This is a genomic window from Rossellomorea sp. H136 (assembly GCF_056838065.1).
The window spans coordinates 1,702,949-1,717,711 of sequence record NZ_CM166371.1 but is presented as its reverse complement, the minus strand read 5'-3'; the positions used below and the strand labels follow the sequence as shown (position 1 = coordinate 1,717,711).

Annotated in this window: 15 protein-coding genes and 1 other annotated feature; of the genes, 4 read left to right on the top strand and 11 right to left on the bottom strand. The window is 40.3% G+C overall.

The features are described from left to right. Positions 1-71: 71 nt before the first annotated feature. The gene (locus ACYH0O_RS08670; protein ID WP_482631963.1) at positions 72-1,727 is read right to left on the bottom strand and encodes a peptide ABC transporter substrate-binding protein; all 1,656 of its coding nucleotides are present in this window, start codon (positions 1,725-1,727) and stop codon (positions 72-74) included. 507 nt (positions 1,728-2,234) lie between these two features. On the opposite strand from ACYH0O_RS08670, the gene ACYH0O_RS08665 reads away from it, so the two are divergent. Next, complete coding sequence (locus ACYH0O_RS08665) at positions 2,235-2,618, top strand: DUF3899 domain-containing protein (protein ID WP_188048433.1); 384 nt, start codon at positions 2,235-2,237, stop codon at positions 2,616-2,618. Positions 2,619-2,662: 44 nt separating this feature from the next. Beyond that, positions 2,663-2,895: a binding site (T-box leader), on the top strand. A 51-nt stretch (positions 2,896-2,946) separates the two neighbouring features. Then, positions 2,947-3,945: a tryptophan--tRNA ligase gene (gene trpS, locus ACYH0O_RS08660; RefSeq protein WP_482631962.1), complete on the top strand. Its 999-nt coding sequence runs from the start codon at positions 2,947-2,949 to the stop codon at positions 3,943-3,945. Positions 3,946-4,074: 129 nt separating this feature from the next. Here the strand turns inward: trpS and ACYH0O_RS08655 are convergent, their stop codons facing one another. The 5 genes from ACYH0O_RS08655 to ACYH0O_RS08635 all read right to left on the bottom strand — a co-directional run bounded on the left by ACYH0O_RS08655 (position 4,075) and on the right by ACYH0O_RS08635 (position 8,369). Then, positions 4,075-4,824, bottom strand: a complete 750-nt coding sequence (locus ACYH0O_RS08655; RefSeq protein WP_482631961.1) for a DUF3603 family protein — start codon at positions 4,822-4,824, stop codon at positions 4,075-4,077. Between the two features lie 84 nt (positions 4,825-4,908). Further along, positions 4,909-5,118 carry a YuzI family membrane protein gene (locus ACYH0O_RS08650; RefSeq protein ID WP_430313385.1) on the bottom strand — a complete coding sequence of 70 codons (210 nt, stop codon included), beginning with the start codon at positions 5,116-5,118 and terminating at the stop codon, positions 4,909-4,911. A gap of 167 nt (positions 5,119-5,285) precedes the next feature. Next, positions 5,286-6,053 (bottom strand): DUF2268 domain-containing putative Zn-dependent protease, encoded by a 768-nt coding sequence (locus tag ACYH0O_RS08645; RefSeq protein ID WP_482631960.1) that lies wholly within the window; start codon positions 6,051-6,053, stop codon positions 5,286-5,288. Between the two features lie 94 nt (positions 6,054-6,147). After that, entirely contained in the window at positions 6,148-7,392 is a 1,245-nt protein-coding gene (gene fabF / locus ACYH0O_RS08640; protein WP_482631959.1) for a beta-ketoacyl-ACP synthase II, read from the bottom strand. Positions 7,393-7,436: 44 nt separating this feature from the next. Continuing rightward, positions 7,437-8,369 (bottom strand): beta-ketoacyl-ACP synthase III, encoded by a 933-nt coding sequence (locus ACYH0O_RS08635; protein ID WP_149155189.1) that lies wholly within the window; start codon positions 8,367-8,369, stop codon positions 7,437-7,439. Between the two features lie 197 nt (positions 8,370-8,566). Here ACYH0O_RS08635 and ACYH0O_RS08630 point away from each other — a divergent pair, with 197 nt between their 5' ends. After that, on the top strand, positions 8,567-8,782 hold the full coding sequence (locus ACYH0O_RS08630; RefSeq protein ID WP_149155188.1) for a hypothetical protein: 216 nt from the start codon (positions 8,567-8,569) through the stop codon (positions 8,780-8,782). Between the two features lie 47 nt (positions 8,783-8,829). On the opposite strand, the gene ACYH0O_RS08625 is transcribed toward ACYH0O_RS08630, so the two are convergent. The 4 genes from ACYH0O_RS08625 to ACYH0O_RS08610 form a co-directional block, all read right to left on the bottom strand. After that, positions 8,830-9,018: a ComZ family protein gene (locus ACYH0O_RS08625; RefSeq protein WP_148968454.1), complete on the bottom strand. Its 189-nt coding sequence runs from the start codon at positions 9,016-9,018 to the stop codon at positions 8,830-8,832. Then, positions 9,018-9,983: a BMP family ABC transporter substrate-binding protein gene (locus ACYH0O_RS08620; RefSeq protein ID WP_482631958.1), complete on the bottom strand. Its 966-nt coding sequence runs from the start codon at positions 9,981-9,983 to the stop codon at positions 9,018-9,020. Before ACYH0O_RS08620 ends, ACYH0O_RS08625 begins: the two co-directional genes overlap by 1 nt. Before the next feature lie 114 nt (positions 9,984-10,097). Next, complete coding sequence (locus ACYH0O_RS08615; RefSeq protein ID WP_482631957.1) at positions 10,098-10,814, bottom strand: hypothetical protein; 717 nt, start codon at positions 10,812-10,814, stop codon at positions 10,098-10,100. Positions 10,815-10,836: 22 nt separating this feature from the next. Next, positions 10,837-11,580 carry a hydrolase gene (locus ACYH0O_RS08610; protein WP_482631956.1) on the bottom strand — a complete coding sequence of 248 codons (744 nt, stop codon included), beginning with the start codon at positions 11,578-11,580 and terminating at the stop codon, positions 10,837-10,839. A 288-nt stretch (positions 11,581-11,868) separates the two neighbouring features. Here ACYH0O_RS08610 and ACYH0O_RS08605 point away from each other — a divergent pair, with 288 nt between their 5' ends. Next, positions 11,869-12,036, top strand: a complete 168-nt coding sequence (locus tag ACYH0O_RS08605) for a YjzD family protein (protein WP_395940667.1) — start codon at positions 11,869-11,871, stop codon at positions 12,034-12,036. A gap of 28 nt (positions 12,037-12,064) precedes the next feature. Here the strand turns inward: ACYH0O_RS08605 and clpB are convergent, their stop codons facing one another. Next, positions 12,065-14,668: an ATP-dependent chaperone ClpB gene (clpB, locus tag ACYH0O_RS08600; RefSeq protein ID WP_482631955.1), complete on the bottom strand. Its 2,604-nt coding sequence runs from the start codon at positions 14,666-14,668 to the stop codon at positions 12,065-12,067. Positions 14,669-14,763 lie beyond the last annotated feature (95 nt).

The following is a 14,763-nucleotide window of genomic DNA, read 5'->3' as shown; positions in this document are numbered from 1 at the left end:
ACTCACTGGAAAAGGAGAGCGTATGCTTACGCATACACTCTCCTCAGAAGGTTTGTTAATTGAGCTAACGATTACTCAATGTAAGCCCATTTGTATGATGCATCTGCACCAAATGAGTGACGTAACAGACCTTTAACATATGGACGCTCTAGGAAAGCAGTTCCACGTTGGTACATTGGGCTGATCGCTTGATCTTCGAAAAGAATCTTTTCTGCGTCAACCATTGCTTGCCAGCGAGCTTCCGGATCATCAAGAAGTTCACCTTTAGCTTGTTCGATTAACTTGTCATACTCTGGATTAGAGTAAGCCATTTGGTTATGTGCACCATCAGTAACGAACATGTCAACAAATGTCATCGGATCTGGATAGTCAGGACCCCATCCGGCGAATGAAACATCATAATCACCTTTAGATTCTAACTCAAGCTTTTGCTTGAATGGTTGTGCTTTGATTGAAACAGTTAATCCTTCTAAGTTTTGCTCTAATTGTTCTTTTAAGAATTCACCGATTTTCTTAGAGCTGTCAGAGTCATAGTTTAGTAGTTCTAATTCAATAGAATCTTTCCCTAACTCTTCTTTCGCTTTAGCCCAATACTCTGCAGCTTTATCAGTATCGTAACCACCGAAATCACCTACAGCTTCACGATACTCAGCGCCGTCTGGACCTGAAACGAAATCTTTTGGTACTAAGAAGTACGCAGGAATTGAACCATTGTTAAGAAGAACGTCAACCATACCTTGCTTGTCATAAGCTGCATCAAATGCTTTACGAGCATTTACGTTAGCCATAATTTCATTCTTTTGGTTTAAACGTAGGAAGAATACCGCAGTATCAGCCTTTGTTTTGAAGTTTTCATCTGATTTGTATTTGTCAACAAATTCAGCAGAAAGACCAGCGATATCCGCTTTTTCTGTTTCGTATAAGTTAACTCCAGTAGCAGTATCTTTAACGATATTGAAGTTAACTTCTTTTAACTTAACAGTTTCTGCATCCCAGTAACCGTCGTTCTTAGTTAACTTGAAGCTTTGCTCATGCTTCCACTCAGAAAGTGTGAATGGACCATTGTAAACTGTAGTGTCGGCTTCAAGACCGAATTTATCGCCTTGTTCTTCAACAAACTTTTGGTTTTGAGGATAGAAAGTTGCGAAAGAAAGTAAAGCTTTGAAGTAAGGTACAGCTGTTTCAAGCTGAACTTCTAATGTTTTTTCATCAACAGCTTTAACACCTAATTCTTCAACTGGAACTTCACCAGCATTTACTTTTGCAGCGTTTTTGATATCGTACATGATGTACGCATACTCAGCACCAGTATCAGGGTTTAAAGCTTTTTGCCAACCGTAAACGAAGTCGTTCGCAGTGACTGCATCTCCGTTTGACCATTTAGCATCACGGATTTTGAACGTGTATGTTTTACCATCTTCACTGATTTGTGGTTCTTCTGCAGCCATACCAAGTACAGCTTCATCATTTTCACCTAAACGGTAAAGACCTTCAAATACGTTGTTCATTACTTTGAATGAAACAGCGTCAGTTGCTAGAGTAGAGTCCATTGATGGGATCTCAGAACCCTCAATTAAGTTAAGTACCTGTTCTCTTTGTTCAGCAGACTCGCCGCCTTCGCCAGATGCTCCTTCATCGCCCTCAGTTTTCTTGTCGCCGCCACAAGCAGCTAAGAAAGTACTAAGAGCAAGAAGAAGAACTAGCAAGAATGAAAACTTTTTCTTCATCTTGAAATTGACCTCCTCGTAAATCTCATATTTATTTATCTTCTAATTTTCAGAAGATTTGTTACTTATTATACATGATAGAGAAATTATTGCAATATGAATTTAACAGTTTTTTTGCTAAATTATCAGATTAGTAGGTATATTGATGCCAAAACGTTGGTATAAAAGGGTTTTAGTTGAACATTTTAGAGAGTTTGTCCCATTACAATTGTTACAAATGTAAATTTCCCAGCACGTATCTTATTATGTTTTTTGGGCCTATCCCTAAAATTACGACCTGATTTTCTATTATAAATATAAATATTCAGGACTAAATATAAAAAATAGAATACATACTTTATTCTAGTCATATTTTTATGATTTCACCTAAGCTTCAACTATGTACGCCATATACGGATTTATGTTCTCCCTCCTCATACAATGCAAGATGGCTTGAATATATATGAATGATTGAATTCTCCTAAGTGCTTCATGTATACTTTTGATAAAAACATTTTAAGGAGAACTATGAAACGATTAAATTTTTTCTACTTACTTACCCTGCTGTTTTTCATCATTGCCATCGTCACTGCTATTTTTCAGGAAAAAAGCCTGTTTCTCTCTATTATAGATAGCTTGTTTATTATCGGAATAACGTATGTTGCCGCAGGTTCCCTCCTTTATATATTTCAAAAAGGATTTTTCAACGGCATCGTTTATGCCCTTAAGAGATTCCGAAACAGCACGAAACAAGGAAAGTATATTTCCCAGTTTGACGATCTGGACGAGACTAAGGAAGCCCATGAAGAATACGGAGTCAAGCGATCTTTTTCCATTACAAGGTCAGTACTGATAGTCGGCTCCATCACCCTGCTTCTTTCTATTGCCTTGTCCTATCTGCTGTACACTTGAATTACCCTTTGATTTTTCATATAATAAAAATATATAAATGAAAGTAATAAGCGTAGATGAAGAGTAGTACTTTTCAATATGATTTATAGAGAGCTTGTGGATGGTGAAAACAAGTAATCATTGGAAAGGGAATGGACTTCTGAGCTTTATTTGTGAAATGGAGTAGCATATAACGGATTTACCTCACGTTAAAGGGGTTCCATGCTCGTCATGGACTAAGCTGACTCATCTGAGTACTTAGGGTGGCACCGCGGAAATCATCCCATTCGTCCCTATCTTCAATAGGACGGGTGGGTTTTTATTTTGTGTAAAACAGGAGGAAATAAAGATGAAAACAATATTTAGCGGCATACAACCGAGCGGTACGATTACGCTTGGGAATTTCATCGGGGCCATGAAGCAATTCACTGAGCTTCAGGAAGAATACAATTGTTATTTCTGTGTAGTGGATCAACATGCAATCACGGTAGCGCAGGATAAAATGGAGCTTCGCAAAAACATCCGAAGCCTTGCTGCACTCTACATTGCGTGCGGTATCGACCCTGAGAAATCAACACTATTCATTCAATCAGAGGTTCCTGCTCATGCACAGGCAGGATGGATCCTGCAATGTGTGACGTATATTGGTGAACTCGAAAGAATGACGCAATTCAAGGATAAATCACATGGGAAAGAAGCCGTTTCTGCAGGTTTGTTAACTTACCCACCATTAATGGCAGCCGATATTCTTCTATATGGAACAGATCTAGTCCCTGTGGGAGAAGATCAGAAACAACATTTGGAATTAACGAGAAATCTTGCAGAGCGCTTTAATAATAAATACAACAGCATCTTTACGGTTCCTGAAGTCCGGATTCCTAAAGTGGGCGCCCGCGTCATGTCCCTTCAGGATCCTTTGAAGAAAATGAGTAAGTCCGACCTTAACCAGAAATCATTTATTACACTTCTCGACGATCCGAAACAGATTGAAAAGAAAATAAAAAGTGCTGTGACGGATTCAGAAGGAGTCGTTAAATACGATAAAGAAAACAAACCAGGAGTATCAAATCTCCTTTCCATCTATTCGATTCTTGAAGGCACTTCAATAGAAGGACTTGAACAAAAGTATGAAGGTAAGGGCTATGGAGACTTTAAAGGTGACTTAGCTCAAGTAGTCGTCAATGCCATTAAGCCCGTGCAGGACCGCTACTATGAATTGATTGATTCTGAAGAGCTGGATGATATCCTCGATCGCGGGGCAGAAAAAGCTAATTTCACAGCAAACAAAATGCTGAAGAAGATGGAAAAGGCCATGGGACTCGGGCGTAAAGAGAGAAAGAGGAAATAGTATTGTTGCTCAGAGCTTGCATATGAAGCTCTGGGCTTTTTTATTGTGACCGATCATCATCGCCTTCCCCCTCAAACCCTAAACAAAAAACCCCAAGTCCATCACAGACTAGAGGTTTTCATCCACCTATCAATTTACCTTAGGACGATTCTCCACTTCCCACAGTTTTTCGAAGAAGGGTTGTCCCTTGATTAAATTTTCACAGAGGGTCAGGTGCTTGTCCGACCAGCCATACTGCGTTTCTTCGTATAACATTTGCCAAATTTCTTCAAAGTCCAATTCCTGGATGGTCCGGTATCGCTGTGGAGCCCATTCGGTGTACCAGTAGCGGATTTCGGCCGTATTGTTCGAGCTGTGAAGCTGATCAAGCGCCATAAATAATAATTGCTTCAACTGTCTTTCTTTTCTCGTCAGTCCACTCATCATATATGGACTTGGTGAGAGAATGTGATAGGAATCCTCTCTTTTAGCCTCAGGCTGAATGGCATATTGCATCGTTTCATGACTTTCCACCATTTCATAGACGAGCTGTTCCTGTCTTGGGATCAGCCTGCTTTTTCTGATTGGAACGGTATACCCAATCGTATCCACTGCGAGTATTCCTGTCCCGTCTGTGACAATGAAGCAATAATCCAGCTGAATTCGTTCATGGTTTTTTCGTAAGTAAGCTTTTTGATAGACATTATTAAGCAGTTGTTGAGGTAACTCTGATAAATCATTCTCGATGTAATGAAATAGAACAGTGTCCACTTTAATGAGAGGAACTTGATCCAATAACTCAATAACGTCCTCTTTTCTCCATTCGTGAAAATGACAGACATTGTAGCCATTTTCTTCGCCTTCGAACCAATTTACCCATACATCATGAAGATATAACATGATTGACCCCTCGCTTTGCTACAATCTTATTTGTCAATCAGTATAGGCAAATCGGTGTAAATTTATTCCTATTCAACAAGGGTTTTATAGATAGTGATTATTTTTCCTTCGGGGGATATAGATCGAGAGCGTGATGATGAGAATCCCTAAGAGAAATAAATAGCATTCGACTCGGGTGGATACGAAAAGAATATAGTCTGAAAAAGTCATTCCGGTGGTGAGAAGGTTTAAATAAATTATTAAACTCACTCCTCCTGAAACAGCCAGTCCAAACCCGATAAACAATACAAACATTCGAAACACCATACCTTCCGCCTCTATCCTCGCATTTAGAGATTTAGCTCGTCCATTCTTACTATAGTTTATGAGGGTAAATGGAAGATATGACGAAATTAGGCTCCTATTTTTATCCCATGCCTAGTATTCATAAAAATACCTGAAAGATTTGATCCCCCATTCTCCTATGGTAAGAAGGTTGATGATGCTTTTCCTATTAGGGCTATGGTAGATGCAACATTCTTCTTCAAATAATTTTCTACCAGATAATAACCAGCAGCATAACCCAGCATGTTAGGATACGATTTCTTCCCAAGAAGTAAGTGATCGTGAATGGGACTGCTTCTTGTTACATCTAAATTAGGATGTATCCATTTATCGTAATAACGTGACATTTCTTTTTCTTCATATGCCTTTGTCCAGGAAGCTGAGTATTTTTCTCCACAGTACTCTTTAACGGCATGTTCTGCCAGTCCTTCAAAAATGATTGAATCCAATAAGGTATATTGTGTGTCTTTTTTGTTTAGTAATTTCATTCTGACACAGTGATGGTATTCATGAACAAAGAGAGCTTCGTACTCTTTCATATCTTCCTGTTCTGTTATAAAAAAGAATATCTCGTCTTTAAAGCATACACCTGACTTTTTCATTGACGATTGGAACATACCTCTCTTTTCCTGCACGGGAAATAAGTAAATAGGAACATTGGGACCATTCCATTTTCTTTTATACTTTTTTTCATAAAGGGCAAACCGTTCCCAAATGTTATGTTCTTTCATCTTTTCGTAAATATCTTCGGCATGCTGTGATGATTTGTACATGCCATGCCTCATAAGGTATTGATAAAACGATTTTTGATCGTCTTTTCCGTTAATTGTATTCTTTAACAGCTCTAAAGGCTTATGAATGGATTCCACCAGCCATTCATCAGTAGGAGCAACGGTCACCTTCATCCCTCTTTCCTGGCTTTTTATCATGTATATGTAAAGGAAAGAGAGTTCACAACAAAAAACGAGCCTGCTAACGTGTAGCAGGCTCGTTCTCATTTTAGTTGTTATATTTTTTAAAGACGATCGTAGCATTATGGCCACCGAAACCTAATGAGTTACTCATCGCCACATTCACTTCCTGTTTTCTTGCTTCGTTCGCTACATAATCAAGATCACAATCCGGATCTGGTGTTTCTATATTGATTGTTGGAGGCAACACACTGTCTTTCATCGCGAGTACTGTGAAAATCGCTTCAACTCCCCCTGCTGCTCCCAGAAGATGACCTGTCATGGATTTCGTTGAGCTCATGGCTAATTTATAGGCATGTTCCCCAAATACTTCTTTTACTGCCATCGTTTCGTATTTATCATTGTAAGGAGTGCTTGTTCCGTGAGCATTAATATAATCCATTTGCTCAGGAAGGATTCCACCGTCATCCAATGCCATTTTCATTGCTCGGGCTCCACCTTCTCCAGCCGGTGCAGGAGCTGTGATATGATACGCATCACCCGTACAGCCATAGCCTACGATTTCAGCATAGATCGGCGCTCCACGTTTCAGTGCATGCTCAAGCTCTTCCAGAACCACGACACCTGCTCCTTCTCCCATGACAAATCCGTCACGGTTTGCATCGAATGGTCTCGAAGCTTTTTCAGGATCTGTATTAGTCGATAGAGCTGTGTTCGCACAGAAGCCCGCTACTGACATCTTTGTAATCGGTGCTTCTGCCCCACCTGAAACCATGACATCCGCGTCTCCCCGCTGGATGACTTTAAATGCATCTCCAATCGAATTGGTCCCTGTCGCACACGCAGTGACTGTGCAAGAGTTAAAGCCCTTTGCTCCCAGCATGATGGAAACTTGTCCAGCAGCCATATCAGGAATGATCATTGGAACGAAAAATGGACTTACTCTGCGATACCCTCGCTTTTGGAAGGTTTCATATTGCTGTTCGAACGTTTCCATTCCACCAATACCCGAACCGATCCACACGCCGACGCGGTGAGCGATTTCGTCTGTAATGTCGAGCTTGGAATCTTTGACAGCCATTAACGATGCTGCAATCGCATAATGAGTGAAGCGATCCATTTTTCTCGCTTCTTTTTTTTCGACACCGAAATCCTCGATATTGAAATCTTTCAATTCTGCTGCCACTTTGGCTGGATAATCATCTGCATTTAAGCGCGTTAACGGACCTACACCCGTTTTCCCTGCTAAAATATTCGCCCACGTTGATTCAACATCATTACCTAACGGGGTAACACTTCCCAATCCTGTTACGACTACACGTTTCTTGTTCATTTATTCCATCTCCTTTGTCTGCAAGTTATAGAAGAGAGTTCTATTTATTTGCCCCAGCGCATGATAATAGCGCCCCAGGTTAAACCGCCGCCGAATCCTACCATGACGACTACATCATTTTCTTTCACTCTTCCTGCTTCTAAATCTTCCACTAAAGAAACAGGGATGGAAGCTGCTGAAGTATTCCCGTATTTATTTACAGTTTTAGACATCTTTTCAATAGGCAATTCCAATCGTTGCCTTGCTGCTTCCATAATACGGATATTAGCTTGGTGAGGAATTAAGAAATCAACATCTTCTTTCTTTAAGCCTGCTTTTTCAATGACATTCACACTCGATTCGCCCATTTGACGAACGGCAAATTTAAAAACTTCTCGTCCATTCATGATGATGTTTTCTTCCTGGTACAAATGCTTTGCACCCGATCCGTCTGCACCTAATTCAAAGGCAAGTATTCCCTTATCATCGGGAACCGGTCCAAGTACCGCTGCACCTGCTGCGTCCCCGAACAGAACAGCAGTATTCCGGTCATCCCAATCTGTGACCTTGGATAACTTTTCAACTCCTATAACGAGTACATGCTTATACGCACCATTGTCGATAAACTGCTTTGCCGTAATCATACCATACATAAATCCGGCACATGCAGCACTTATATCCATCGCAGCTGCTTTTTTTGCTCCTAATCTTTCTTGAAGTAAGCATGCTACAGATGGAAATGGCTGGTCAGGTGTCACCGTAGCCACTAGGATCAGATCAATTTCTTCTGCCGAAATATCTGCATCCGCAATGGCCGTTTTTGCTGCTTCGTACGCCATGTCTGATGTGTCTGTTTCATTATCTGCTATTCTTCGCTCTTCAATGCCCGTTCTCGTACGAATCCATTCGTCAGATGTATCCACCATTTTCTCAAGATCTGCATTGGTTACGATTTTCTCTGGAAGGTAACGCCCAATTCCAATAATTCCTGTATTCATACCGGCATTCCCTACTTTCTTTTTATGTTTTTTTCTTATTCTTTAGTTTATTATCAATTATTATGACTTGGTACTAATTTTATCGAAGATTTCTACTTTCTGCAATTATTTTTTCTTTTCCCTTTCTTCTATGCGTTTGACTATACTCGTACAACCCCCCTTTCATAGGTTACATAGTAGGTAGAGGGGGTGAGGAAATGTCTGAAGAAAAGAAGCTGCATCCATTTGATCAGATGATGTATGGAGGAAGGATCCGAAAAAAAGAAGCGGCTCCTTCTCAGGAAAAGCGTGAAGGCAGCAATGAAGGAGGATCATTACTCGATGGCGTTCACTCCATGATGAATTCCATCGATGAACTGAAACCACTCTATAAGAAAATCAGTCCATTATTAAAGCAATGGAATATTAAATAAAAAAAAACGGTTCATTGAAAAATTCAATGAACCGTTTTACTGTACACTCACTCTTTATGTAAGGCATCCTGTTTCCCTAATTCATAGGCTTCACTCATGACTTGTGTAAATAGCGTCATGAATGGTTGCAGCATTTCGGGAGTGAACTCAACACCCGCTTGATCCAGTTGCTCTTTTGCTTGTGGGAAGTACTTCATGGCAATCTGCATGAACTCCATCGTTTTGTCTTGATTCATTACTTCGATTCCTTTCCGTTCGGCAATTTGCCTGTTTCGATGTAGGCTTGAACATGTTGCTTCATCTCAGCTTGAAAATCTTCTGGAATGATAGGACTATATTTACCCATGGAAATGACTCCGTCTTCAAAATCAAATTCGAGGTTTCCAGAATCGAGTTCGCCTTTCGCGAATCTTTCCGCAACTATACTATACAGTTTATCTGCATGCTGCACAGTACTCGTTAATACCGTGGATTCACCTAAATCTGATTGATCCGAGACATAGCCAATGGCATAGAGACCCTTTTCCTTCAGTTTTTCGATTACAGCTACATTATAGCCGTCACCTGCAGGATATACAACATCGACACGTTGATTCATTAATCCCTCCAACTTTTCGAAGGCAATATCTTGATCATTCCAGTGATTGGTGTACTCGACAATGAGCTCCGTTTCACTATCTTGGTATTTCACTCCATCTATAAACCCTTGAACCTCAGGTTGCCATTCAAAAGCAGCAATCACCCCGACTATATTCGTATTGGTTTGATAAGCTGCTGTCATGCCTCCGAAGAAGCCCATTGCATAGCCCTTAAATTGTAGGCTTGTTGTATTCTCCTCTGTGGCATCCCCATTAAAGCTTACAAAATGGATGGTGGGATAATCACCGGAAAGGGTGTTAAATATCCCGGAATATTCACTTCCGTGGCCAAACACTAAGGTAACATCATCATCACTGTACTCTTTTACCGCTTGTTTAATTGATGTATCATTTTTTATGCTCTCTTTATAGAAAACGTCTGCATTGTAATCGGATTGAATTTTCAATAATCCTTTGTAACCTTTTGTTCCCCATACTCCATCGCTTACGGTTTCCGGAACCAGTAAACCAACATTTTCTATTTCAACGCTGTCTCCTGTTGAACAACCACTTATTCCAATAAGGAATACAATCATGAAAATGGTGTAAAATTTCTTACTCATGTGCAGCAACTCCTTTAAAGCCCGTGCAGCATCTATAAAAAAGAATCAATAGCAAATTATTACATCATATTTATTTTACCCTCATCCCTATCCACAAGGAAAGAAAAAGTTTTCTTATTCCTGAATTTCATGCAAATGAATGCCCCTTAATTGTTCTTTAATGACCGATTCATGAGACTTGGACGGCTTGACGATAAGCTCTTTTCCATTTGGTTCGGCATCCATTCTGACGGGAGTAAAAGACTTCTTCGTTACATACGATAAGGCTTCCTTCCAGCTTTGATTTGAGAGTGCTTTCACCTTATAGATTTCTCCTGAATTGGATGAATGCTTTATTATAGATCGGGCAGCGTCCTTTACATAGATCGCTCCACTTGGATCATCAATGTATGGAGAGTCACCATCTTCTCCATTTAAAAGTTGAGCGAACAGAAATTCTGTCGGCTGGTGAATTCCGTACAGAGTTGGAAGGTAGAAAACTGTTCCTTCATTGCATTTTTGATCTCTGTCTAGATTGGAATAGATTCGAATGATCGAGAGGGGTTGTTCAATTTTTGACAGCAGCCCTTCTACTTCTGACAAGTAACTTACTTTATCTTCTCTTACCTGATCATAGTATGGAAGGAACACACTGCATCCTGATTGTACTTCCTTATCCCAGTCGTCATAAGGAACATATTGAATGTTTGAGTTCCTTCCAATTCCTAACCACTTTTCCTCTGTTTCTTTTGTTTCATCCACTGCCGTTACGGTCCATCCATTCTCAAGAAGGGCATCACAAAGCTCAAATCCCAAAAACTTTTGAGCGGCAAATACGAATGCATGATTCAAGTCAATCACTCCAATGTGTTTGTTATAACTCTTTCTCATGTAAAGAAAAGTATGAAGCAAATTTCCTTCCCAGAGAAGCACGTTTTTCAGGGAGTACAAAGAACAAATCCGTTGATGTGCCTTTTTCTAAACGCTCCGTATATATATCTTTTATGAGAGTGAATTGATTTTTATAACGATTAAGAGTCGTTGATTGAACAATGTAAAGCGGAATCGAGATATTTTTAAATACTTCGTAGTCCTTCGATTGTTGACTGATGAAGGATTCGCACTCCTCCTCTTTCAATCGAAACGTGTGTGAGAGTTCTTTTATTATCTTTTTATAAAAGAACTTCTGTTCCTTCTCTTGTTCCAGATGATCATATAAAGACACGCAAGGTGCAAGCATAACTGCACTTCTAATGTCCTGCTCCATTTTCGGATAGAGGTCTTTCAATACCAAAGCCCCCATTCCTTCAGCCAATATATGAATCTTTCCATTAATGATTTCATTTCGTTTCACATGCTGATAAAGTCGTTTGGCTAACTGCACGGCTTGATTGCTACCCCAATTCGCTCCGTAAAGATTACTATAATACACAATGTAGCCTTTGGCGGTCAGTTCTTGAATCCACTTGTAACGTGCCTCATGTTGAACCCAAAAGCTGCTCTTATCATCTACATAGTGATGGGAATCTCCTATTACCATTACAGCGAATCCATTTGGGCGTTCAGGATAATGAATCATGCACCACTCTTGCTCTAATTGAAACAATCGCTGATACATTAGAATTTCTCCTTTTACATAGTAAGTCATTATAGTTTATGTAAGGAGACAACATTGGTAAGGGAGATAGCCCAAAGAACCTTTGATATTTGCAAATTTAGTTAAAAAAGAGAGTATCCCTAAAGAGATTTTTACCGGTATATGATAAGGTTTACATTTCACAGATTAGTCATTTATTAATTCATGAACCTGTGGTAAGATAAAAAAGATTGAAATTGGTTAGAACACTCTAATAATGTATTAGTTGATTACATAGGAATGAGGTGACTTGACGTGAGATTTTTCTGGATGTTTTTCTGGGCATTTGCTCTGACTGAAATGTTAACTTACGTTGTAAGTTCAATGAATGGAATTGCTTTTCACTTTGAAACAGGATTAATTATATCGGTTTGTGTAACGATATTAGTATTCCTTATCACGCTTGTTATACCAAACGAGCCAGTCGAAAAGCACTAAAAAAAGCAGCCAAGTCCGGCTGCTTTTTTTATTTATCCTTCTTAATGATCGATATACCGTTCTCTCCTCTGTCGATGGTAATGGTTTCGTTTGACCTGATATTTCCTGCTATCAGTTCTCTTGCCAGTTTGGTTTCGATTTCTCTCTGCAAATACCTTTTCAAAGGGCGTGCACCATAAACCGGATCAAAAGCTTCCTGTGCTATATATTCTTTTGCACCTTCCGTTAATGACAATGATATAAGCTGTTCTTCCACTCGGTTTTGCAAGTCTTCTACTAGCTTATCGATGATCCCTTTTATATTCTCAATGCTCAATGGTTTAAAGAGAATAATGTCGTCTACCCGGTTAAGGAATTCCGGTCTGAAAGAGGAACGAAGCTGACTCATGACCAGATTCTTCGTTTCTATATCAATTTCCTCTTCCCCCTTATTCCGTTCAAGAAGATGAGAGGACCCGATGTTAGAGGTCATAATGATAACCGTGTTCTTACAATCAACTGTCCTTCCTTGAGAATCGGTTATCCTCCCATCATCGAGCATTTGCAGAAGAATATTGAATACTTCTGGATGAGCTTTCTCAATTTCATCAAGTAGGATGACCGAATACGGTTTGCGTCTGATCGCTTCTGTCAGCTGGCCGCCTTCTTCATAACCAACATAACCTGGAGGTGCACCAATCAAGCGTGAAACCGCATGCTTCTCCATATATTCAGACATATCAATCCGAATTATCTGTTCCTCACTATCAAATAACGTGTGAGCAAGTGTCTTCGCAAGTTCTGTCTTCCCTACTCCCGTTGGACCCAAGAAAATGAATGAACCAATTGGACGATTCGGATCTTTAATACCTGCTCTCGCACGAATAACGGCGTCACTTACTAATTGAACAGCCTCATCCTGCCCGATCACCCTTTCATGCAAAATGCGATCAAGTTTTAACAGCTTCTCCCTTTCACCTTCTACAAGCTTAGTGATCGGTATCCCTGTCCATCTTGCTACAATATTTGCCACTTCATCCTCCGTCACTTCTTCACGCAGCAACCGCCCTTCCTGCTCTTTCATCATCTCAGACTCAACAGCAACAAGTTCTTTTTCCATAGCTGGAATCCTGCCGTGACGAAGCTCAGCAGCTTTATTCAGATCATAATCACTTTCAGCTTCTTCGAGTAAACGCCTGAGCTTCTCCAGTTCTTCCCGCTTCTCCTGGACGATCCCTATGCTTTCTTTCTCCTGCTGCCATTTTAACTTCATCGTATTCGCTTTTTCCTTCAGATTGCTTAAATCTTCACGAATTCGATCCAGGCGTTCAAGACTGGCAGAATCCTTTTCATTATTTAAAGCAGCTTCTTCAATTTCCAGCTGCATCACTTTACGTGTCACTTCATCCAGTTCTGATGGCATCGAGTCAATTTCCGTCCTGATCATCGCACATGCCTCGTCGATTAAGTCTATTGCTTTGTCCGGCAAGAAACGGTCGGATATATAGCGATCGGAAAGTCTTGAAGCTGCCACAATGGCCCGGTCATGAATATTTACTCCATGATGAATTTCAAATCGTTCCTTTAAGCCCCTTAGAATAGATATCGTATCTTCCACATTTGGTTCCTGAACGAGTACTTGTTGGAAACGTCTTTCCAAAGCGGGATCCTTTTCAATGTACTTACGGTATTCATTGAGCGTGGTAGCACCTATACAATGAAGTTCTCCCCTCGCAAGCATCGGCTTTAAGATATTCCCCGCATCCATCGCTCCTTCCGTTTTCCCTGCTCCAACAATCGTATGGAGTTCATCAATGAAAAGAAGAATGCGTCCCTCACTCTTTTTCACTTCCTGCAATACAGCCTTTAAGCGTTCCTCAAACTCACCCCTGAACTTGGCACCTGCAACTAAAGAGCTCATATCTAATTCGAAGATGGTTTTATCTTTCAAGCCTTCCGGGACATCTTTTCTGACAATCCGCTGTGCAAGTCCTTCAACGATGGCCGTCTTACCGACACCGGGCTCTCCTATGAGGACAGGATTATTTTTCGTTTTACGGGAAAGGATTCGAACCACGTGGCGGATTTCACTGTCCCTGCCTATGACCGGATCTATTCTTCCCGACTTGACCTCCGCAACAAGATCCCTTCCATATCTTTTCAACGCCTCATATTTCACTTCAGGATTCTGTGTGGTCACCTTGCTCCCTCCTCTAATTGTCTCAATGATCTCCTTAAATTCTTTTTCTGTTACATTGTGTTTTGTTAAGTATGTCGTAACCGGGTGGTTCTTTTGGTTGAATAGCCCAAGGGCAAGATGTTCGATCGAGATATAGTCATCTTTCCATTTAGCCTTTAATGCATCACTATCTTGCATAAGCTGATGGATATCTCTTGCAAAAAACCGGCCATACTGCAGACCATCCCCCTCTACAGAAGGGATTCCGTTTAACTTGTCATCGATCCAATTCTTTAAGTCTTCTACGTCTACTCCTGCACGCTCATAGATCGTTCTGAGAAAACTGTCTTCTGAGCTGAGGAGTGATTTCCACAAATGAAAAAGGGTAATATCTGTATGTAGTCTTTCTTTAGCTGTCTCTCCCGCCAAAGCCAATCCTTCTTGAATGTTGTGAGTCATATTATCAAAATTCATCGTGCTACACCTCGCATTTTGACCTTTATTGACCTTTCCATCTATTATATATCTTTCATGGAAAAAGGAAAAGAAAAAGGAACAAGGAAAGCCTC

Excerpts from the sequence above, each read along its gene's own strand:
- ACYH0O_RS08670 (WP_482631963.1), bottom strand. The coding sequence starts at position 1,727 with ATGAAGAAAAAGTTTTCATTCTTGCTAGTTCTTCTTCTTGCTCTTAGT.
- ACYH0O_RS08665 (WP_188048433.1), top strand. The coding sequence starts at position 2,235 with ATGAAACGATTAAATTTTTTCTACTTACTTACCCTGCTGTTTTTCATC.
- trpS (WP_482631962.1), top strand. The coding sequence starts at position 2,947 with ATGAAAACAATATTTAGCGGCATACAACCGAGCGGTACGATTACGCTT.
- ACYH0O_RS08655 (WP_482631961.1), bottom strand. The coding sequence starts at position 4,824 with ATGTTATATCTTCATGATGTATGGGTAAATTGGTTCGAAGGCGAAGAA.
- ACYH0O_RS08650 (WP_430313385.1), bottom strand. The coding sequence starts at position 5,118 with ATGTTTGTATTGTTTATCGGGTTTGGACTGGCTGTTTCAGGAGGAGTG.
- ACYH0O_RS08645 (WP_482631960.1), bottom strand. The coding sequence starts at position 6,053 with ATGAAGGTGACCGTTGCTCCTACTGATGAATGGCTGGTGGAATCCATT.
- fabF (WP_482631959.1), bottom strand. The coding sequence starts at position 7,392 with ATGAACAAGAAACGTGTAGTCGTAACAGGATTGGGAAGTGTTACCCCG.
- ACYH0O_RS08635 (WP_149155189.1), bottom strand. The coding sequence starts at position 8,369 with ATGAATACAGGAATTATTGGAATTGGGCGTTACCTTCCAGAGAAAATC.
- ACYH0O_RS08630 (WP_149155188.1), top strand. The coding sequence starts at position 8,567 with ATGTCTGAAGAAAAGAAGCTGCATCCATTTGATCAGATGATGTATGGA.
- ACYH0O_RS08625 (WP_148968454.1), bottom strand. The coding sequence starts at position 9,018 with ATGAATCAAGACAAAACGATGGAGTTCATGCAGATTGCCATGAAGTAC.
- ACYH0O_RS08620 (WP_482631958.1), bottom strand. The coding sequence starts at position 9,983 with ATGAGTAAGAAATTTTACACCATTTTCATGATTGTATTCCTTATTGGA.
- ACYH0O_RS08610 (WP_482631956.1), bottom strand. The coding sequence starts at position 11,580 with ATGTATCAGCGATTGTTTCAATTAGAGCAAGAGTGGTGCATGATTCAT.
- ACYH0O_RS08605 (WP_395940667.1), top strand. The coding sequence starts at position 11,869 with ATGTTTTTCTGGGCATTTGCTCTGACTGAAATGTTAACTTACGTTGTA.
- clpB (WP_482631955.1), bottom strand. The coding sequence starts at position 14,668 with ATGAATTTTGATAATATGACTCACAACATTCAAGAAGGATTGGCTTTG.